Annotated in this window: 7 protein-coding genes; 2 read left to right on the forward strand and 5 right to left on the reverse strand. The window is 43.3% G+C overall.

Annotation, left to right across the window (positions count from 1 at the left end; all coding sequences use genetic code 11):
* Positions 1-515: 515 nt before the first annotated feature.
* Entirely contained in the window at positions 516-1124 is a 609-nt protein-coding gene (locus tag B9Y90_RS27715; RefSeq protein WP_254902768.1) for a hypothetical protein, read from the reverse strand.
* 192 nt (positions 1125-1316) lie between these two features.
* On the opposite strand from B9Y90_RS27715, the gene B9Y90_RS25320 reads away from it, so the two are divergent.
* Positions 1317-1973 (forward strand): helix-turn-helix domain-containing protein, encoded by a 657-nt coding sequence (locus tag B9Y90_RS25320; protein ID WP_085543059.1) that lies wholly within the window; start codon positions 1317-1319, stop codon positions 1971-1973.
* Complete coding sequence (locus tag B9Y90_RS25325; protein WP_085543060.1) at positions 1974-2471, forward strand: hypothetical protein; 498 nt, start codon at positions 1974-1976, stop codon at positions 2469-2471.
* On the opposite strand, the gene B9Y90_RS25330 is transcribed toward B9Y90_RS25325, so the two are convergent.
* The 4 genes from B9Y90_RS25330 to B9Y90_RS26735 form a co-directional block, all read right to left on the reverse strand.
* Positions 2464-3207 (reverse strand): metallophosphoesterase, encoded by a 744-nt coding sequence (locus B9Y90_RS25330; protein ID WP_085543061.1) that lies wholly within the window; start codon positions 3205-3207, stop codon positions 2464-2466. The two genes, B9Y90_RS25325 and B9Y90_RS25330, sit on opposite strands and share 8 nt — an antisense overlap.
* Before the next feature lies 1 nt (position 3208).
* Positions 3209-3895: a VUT family protein gene (locus B9Y90_RS25335; protein WP_085543062.1), complete on the reverse strand. Its 687-nt coding sequence runs from the start codon at positions 3893-3895 to the stop codon at positions 3209-3211.
* A 266-nt stretch (positions 3896-4161) separates the two neighbouring features.
* Positions 4162-4563: a relaxosome protein TraM gene (locus B9Y90_RS25340; protein ID WP_176227938.1), complete on the reverse strand. Its 402-nt coding sequence runs from the start codon at positions 4561-4563 to the stop codon at positions 4162-4164.
* Between the two features lie 388 nt (positions 4564-4951).
* A complete protein-coding gene (locus B9Y90_RS26735) occupies positions 4952-5149 on the reverse strand; it encodes a hypothetical protein (RefSeq protein ID WP_139827507.1) in 198 nt (65 codons plus the stop codon).
* Between the last annotated feature and the right edge of the window lie 494 nt (positions 5150-5643).

Raw genomic sequence — 5643 nt, forward strand, 5'->3', positions numbered from 1 at the left:
GCTACGGCTTCTTTTTTAAACTCAGGGGTAAATTGTCGTTTCTGGTTCACTAAACACCTCCGTTATGGATGTAAGTTTAGTGTCCTGATTATTCAGCCACTACAAGGATCACAGGTTGTCGGCATCATCATTTTCTCCACCACCACGTCATCACGGATAAGTTCACACATCTCTTTGTAATTCATGTCTTGCTCTCTGCAGTACTTCCCGTTCAGCCGGGAAGGGATAATTTAAAAAAGGCATGCTACCGCCCCAGGGTGTCACACCTGTCGTGGTCCGCTGTGGGACCGACGTTTTTGGGCAAAAGGAAACCCGCCGGATTTTTCGGTAAAGAAAAATTCAGATAACAAAAAATATATTTTCAGCACCAAATTCATCATGACGATGAATATTTTTGCATCTCTTTGAAATTAAGACTTGTCGCTATTTTTCTCTCCATGATTTAAAAGTTGGCGAAATATACCCCTTAATTTCTTATTAAGTAAATTGATCTGCATCAACAAACTACACTGAGTTTACTGGACAACACTTTTTAGATGTGATTGGCGAAAAAAATGTAGCCAGGTACACTTTTTGGCATGAGGTTGGACCAGATAAAAGAAAGCACGCACCCCGCTATCGAGGCACTCAGGGAAGAAATCCATCATCAGGGACTGACTTACGAAGACATTGCGCGGCAAGCGCCAATGTCCCTTAACCACCTTAAAAACCTGATGAGTGGCCGTACCCGGTTGCGTGTTGAAGACAGGGATGCCATCTGCAGAGCGATGGGCGTCGATCCGCAGGACATCTTCCTGCAACGGAAAGACTATATGGAAAACCTTCACTTCATCGATATCCGGCACCTTCCGCCAGATTTGCAGGATGCCATCAGGATGATCATCGGCGACCTCACGCTGCATACCAAGCTGTTGGAAATGCATGCGAAAAGGCGAAAGCGGCGCGCCATAAAGAAATAATTTCCGAATACAGATGAGGGAAGCACGTCGGTGGAGGAGACTTTCCGCCGGCTGGCACGCTCTGCCATCCTGGTGACGCCCTTCAGCGGAGGTCAGTTTCTCCAGGTGAGTGACCTGTTTTTTTGACAAGCAACCAGCGAAATCAGAGGACAGAGAAGAGATCATTCATTTACCCGCCCATGACTGGGTCATTGCCCGATCCATAGCAAAACAGTAAAGTATACTACTCCATACCTTTATGACCTTTTAATACTGATTAAAGGGCCATAAGACACCCACATCTATCGCATTGCATCACAGTGATCGCGCATTACAATGTACCACAATGCATATTATACTATATAGAGAAATATTATAATGCAAGAGAAGCGTAATCTGATACCTCGTGATGAAGGTATGTCATTGAACAACATAGGTAAAAACCTTACCCACTTGATGCAACTGAAGGGGATCGACTCACAACAACTCAGTGACCGGATCGGGGTCGGCATCGCGACGATAAAAAATTTAAAAAGAGGCGTGGGTAACCCAACGATTTCAACCCTGCTGTCTATTGCGGATTTTTTCAATGTCAGCATCGGCACTCTGACCGATCAGCTGCTGGATAGAGATAAAACCCTCAGCGCTAACAACGCCCGGGTCCTGCCACTGATAAAGTTTAATGAAACAGAAGCCTTCCTGGAAAAGAAGGTACTGCACACTGACACTTACACAACCGAAGTGGATAATGAGGAGGATGATTCACTGTTTGTCGTTGAAATAACCAGCAGGGCTCTTCAGCCAGAACTGGACAGAGGAACCCTCTGTGTTATATCCAGAACGGAAGAATTTTATGACGGAGACATCGTTCTTCTGAAGATCAAGGACTATCCACTTTGCTTTCGCCGCATCTTCATTGGGAATGATGGATATCAGTTTTGTAATATCTCCATGGGAACCGAAATGGATATGAAACAATATACTGATATGAAGATAATCGGCGTCATGTTGAAAAAAATAAACAGGCTGAGATAAATGAAAATATGCTCAACCCTGAAGAGGTTGATTATTGAGCTATATACACCTGCATACAGCTATACTCTTGAAAGAAATAATCAGGACACAGAAAATGATGTCTGGATTTTCAAAGAGTACGGAACACACTCTTTTGTCAAAAAGAGCTGGAAGCAACTCCAGGAAAGTAATTTTCTCCAGCAGGTCAACCCTAAAGACATCGCCTATATAGCAGAGGCTGAAGCAGCCAAAAAACTTGAAGAATCAAAGATGTATATCACAGAGGAAAAACGAAACAGAGTATGGGTACTCAAAAGCGACCAGGAAAAGCTGTCTGTCACGGGGGATGAATTTATCAACAACCCTGAACTGATCGATAAAACAGAGAGCGCTGATGCTACCCGGATAGCATTTCATACCGGACTGAAAAAGGGGCTGCTCATTTCAGCGTCTCTGCGTACAGGTAAACCGGAAATCCCCCCAAAAAAAGGCGGAGGCAGACTGACAATCGTTAAATGAGAAAGGTTTCAACCACGAGGCTGTCGGTGTCGGCCAGTGATATGACAGTGAACCCGCTGTTCTCCACGATTTTCACACTTGTTGCCCCGTTTTCCCACTGATGACAGACTGCAGGCGAAACGGATAATAAAACGCCTCCCGTTTTACGTTGAAAAAGCGTGTGCGCATGGCCAGAACCAATAAACCTGACGCCGTTTCTTCGACAAATGCTCAAAAGTTCGTGACCATTTAACAGCATACACTCGTCAACCAAAGGCGTACCGACGGGTTGCACGTGATGATGCATAAAAACGGCCGTCTTTCTGTCTGACTCACTCAACTGCATTTCAAGCTGATTCAGTTCCTGAGACGAAACAAGCCCATGGTCACGCCCCTTCACTACGCTGTTAACAAACAAAATGCGCCACTGGCTGTCAGACAGCCGGCAAACATCTACTTTATTGGCACCTCCCTGTTGTTGATGTGCCAGCAAAACATTTTCAGCATTATCATGGTTTCCCAAAAGATAAGCATAAGGAATATCAAGCAATTCCATTTTGCTAAAAAAATAGCGATACGACTCAACACTGCCATCATGGCTGATATCGCCGGTGACAACAATCCCGTCAACATTTAGCTGCTCGCGATGCGATAGGATGTATGAAATAACCGAGTCAAAAGACGCGCGATTTTTAACCGCCGCAGGAGATGATGCATCAGAAAAAAGATGAATATCTGTGAGCTGTAAAATTCGCATATCAGTCTTCCTTTGTTTTTCGCAACCACAAAATGGGGTTATACGATTCCCCCCAGTCAAAATGATCTGTTTTTTCTATGCGTTTGACGAACGCCGCGAGCATGATAGCCAGCGGTAAAAGCGCAATAGAAATGATAACCTTGTAACTCCATGTTGTAAGAATGATATTAATCAGCTCATTAAGTTTATATTTACCTGATAAACTTATCGGGTACGCGGTCAGCAATAACGCCCCCTGCGTAATGATAGCCCCCAGTGTGTATCTGATGATAAACAACCGACCCGAAAACAGTATTTTCATTTTTGAGATAAAAACACCGTTGATAAAATATGAAACCGGAACTGAAATCCAGGTGCCTATCATTACTCGCCAGAAATCATGGTACATAAGGTAATATCGTTGGGAAATCTCATTATAATCCATCTGAATAATTGACGACAGATTGAGGGCAACAACGTAAAACGTCTGACATATCACCATAATCCAGATAGAGCGCACGGATAATTTATAGCCATAAACCTCAGTCAATATAGTAGATATTAAGAAACATAACGAAAAAATGACACCACTTGCCGTTATCTTAAGTCCATACACCGAGTACACTTTATACACAAGCGTATCACAGGTTATCATTATTGTGACAAGTAACCCGACAAAAAAACCATAGAGTTTAAAATCATTATTCATGCCAACATCCAGTCAGTAAGCGTACCCGGAGATTCAGTACGTTGCTATGAAGTTATTCACTTTACTCTCACCAGAGCAGACACATCCTCTTTTTATTCAGGGGATGTATCTGCTGTTTTGTGGGCTAAAGCAAAAATGCACACCCTCAATAAGATGTAGGCCGGGGAAATTTATTGCAAGAATTCTGATTCTTACCCCCCTTTTATTTCAGATGATTCTACCGCACAGACTTAATGCAAAGACGCTCTCTTCTTAAAGAAATAACATCATCCTTCAGGATCAAATATTCTGTCCAACTGCTCGGCTGAATTTCTTCTTATTTCAGCCCTGATTGATTCAAACTGATATTCTCCGTGAGATTTCACCTCATCTATCTCTCCGACCATACGCAGGAGCATCGTTGATGCATAGCTGGTTTTCAGCATGTAATCCATCAGTACCCGGTTAAAATCAGCCTGATCTGCACTGGCATCGGTTTTGTTTTCTTCGCCATCAGCTTCTCTTTTCTTTTGAGCTGAATAGACACGAAGTCCGAGATCAAGGAGCATTCCGCACACCGATGAAATATTTGCCTGGCTGACATCAGCCCCGTCATGTCTTTTTTCGTCCACAATCTGACGAACCCGCTCATAGTTATTTTTATCTATATAAACCTGTGCTCTTGGCATGCTCGCTGTACTCCCGGCGTTGTTATTTTTTCGCCCCTTTTCTGGGATAACAAGGGACTGAATCAGGCGTAACAATCAGAGTCTGATTCAGACTCTATGCCCTAATTTTACATAGAGTCTAATTTAGAGTCTAGTTATAAAACAAGCACCCAATCAGAGTCTGATTCAGACTCTATGATTATTTTTTGCTCGTTTATTAGAGTCTGAATCAGACTATGGCATAAAGTCTGATTCAGACTCTATCCATTATAATTGTCTGTTTTTATGGTGATAGTCTGATTAGAGTCGTCTTTAGACTCTAATCAGACTCTATTAAGGACTCTAATTAGAGTCTGATTAATTGCTTTTTAAGGAACCAGCACACCAAAATCAACACTTAACTCATTGTTTATAAATCATCTTGCAGGATTTTTACATCCTGCGTCAGGTGTGGTGATAAAGGATCCAATGAGCTGGCCGCTGAAAACAACCTCGACACCTGCCTCGTTTGTGCCGGAATAATGCCGAAATTAATCGAATGGCTGCGCAGTGAATGAAGATCTGCTGCCGACAGGACATTATCATGCCTGCCAGGAACGCTATTCACTCTGGTTACCTGACATTTTCAAATAACGTCATATTCTGATGCTTTCTCTGCCCACCTCCAGCTCACCATCATGCTCACGTAATTAATTTTGGTGCAGTCTGGCCAACACCATGAATGCTGATCAAGTGTGTCATTTATCGCTCTGCCGCACTGTTATTCTGTGATCTGGGTGAATAGTGATCGTTATACAGACAGACGAAACAAGAGAAAATGCTCATGTGATAAAAATGGCGGATTAAAAATACAAAGGGGAAAGATCACAGGCATTTTATGCCGCACGGCGGCATGTAAGGCCACACACGAAAGTGAAATTAATCACCCTGTGTCAACTGGCCGAAGCCCCGCGAAGCGGGTGGAATCTGACATAACGCAGATAACCCCTCCCCGCCCTGCCAGACGGTTTTTTATTTCGCGGGCACGTGATTAACCGACCATGCTATGGTCAGTTGATGAAATTGAAGACTTGCAGACGTGAATAAGGAAGGGATGAGTAA

Source organism: Cedecea sp. NFIX57 (assembly GCF_900177785.1).
Classification (GTDB): domain Bacteria; phylum Pseudomonadota; class Gammaproteobacteria; order Enterobacterales; family Enterobacteriaceae; genus Cedecea; species Cedecea neteri_C.

Excerpts from the sequence above, each read along its gene's own strand:
- B9Y90_RS27715 (WP_254902768.1), bottom strand. The coding sequence starts at position 1,124 with ATGATCTCTTCTCTGTCCTCTGATTTCGCTGGTTGCTTGTCAAAAAAA.
- B9Y90_RS25335 (WP_085543062.1), bottom strand. The coding sequence starts at position 3,895 with ATGAATAATGATTTTAAACTCTATGGTTTTTTTGTCGGGTTACTTGTC.
- B9Y90_RS25330 (WP_085543061.1), bottom strand. The coding sequence starts at position 3,207 with ATGCGAATTTTACAGCTCACAGATATTCATCTTTTTTCTGATGCATCA.
- B9Y90_RS25325 (WP_085543060.1), top strand. The coding sequence starts at position 1,974 with ATGAAAATATGCTCAACCCTGAAGAGGTTGATTATTGAGCTATATACA.
- B9Y90_RS25320 (WP_085543059.1), top strand. The coding sequence starts at position 1,317 with ATGCAAGAGAAGCGTAATCTGATACCTCGTGATGAAGGTATGTCATTG.
- B9Y90_RS25340 (WP_176227938.1), bottom strand. The coding sequence starts at position 4,563 with ATGCCAAGAGCACAGGTTTATATAGATAAAAATAACTATGAGCGGGTT.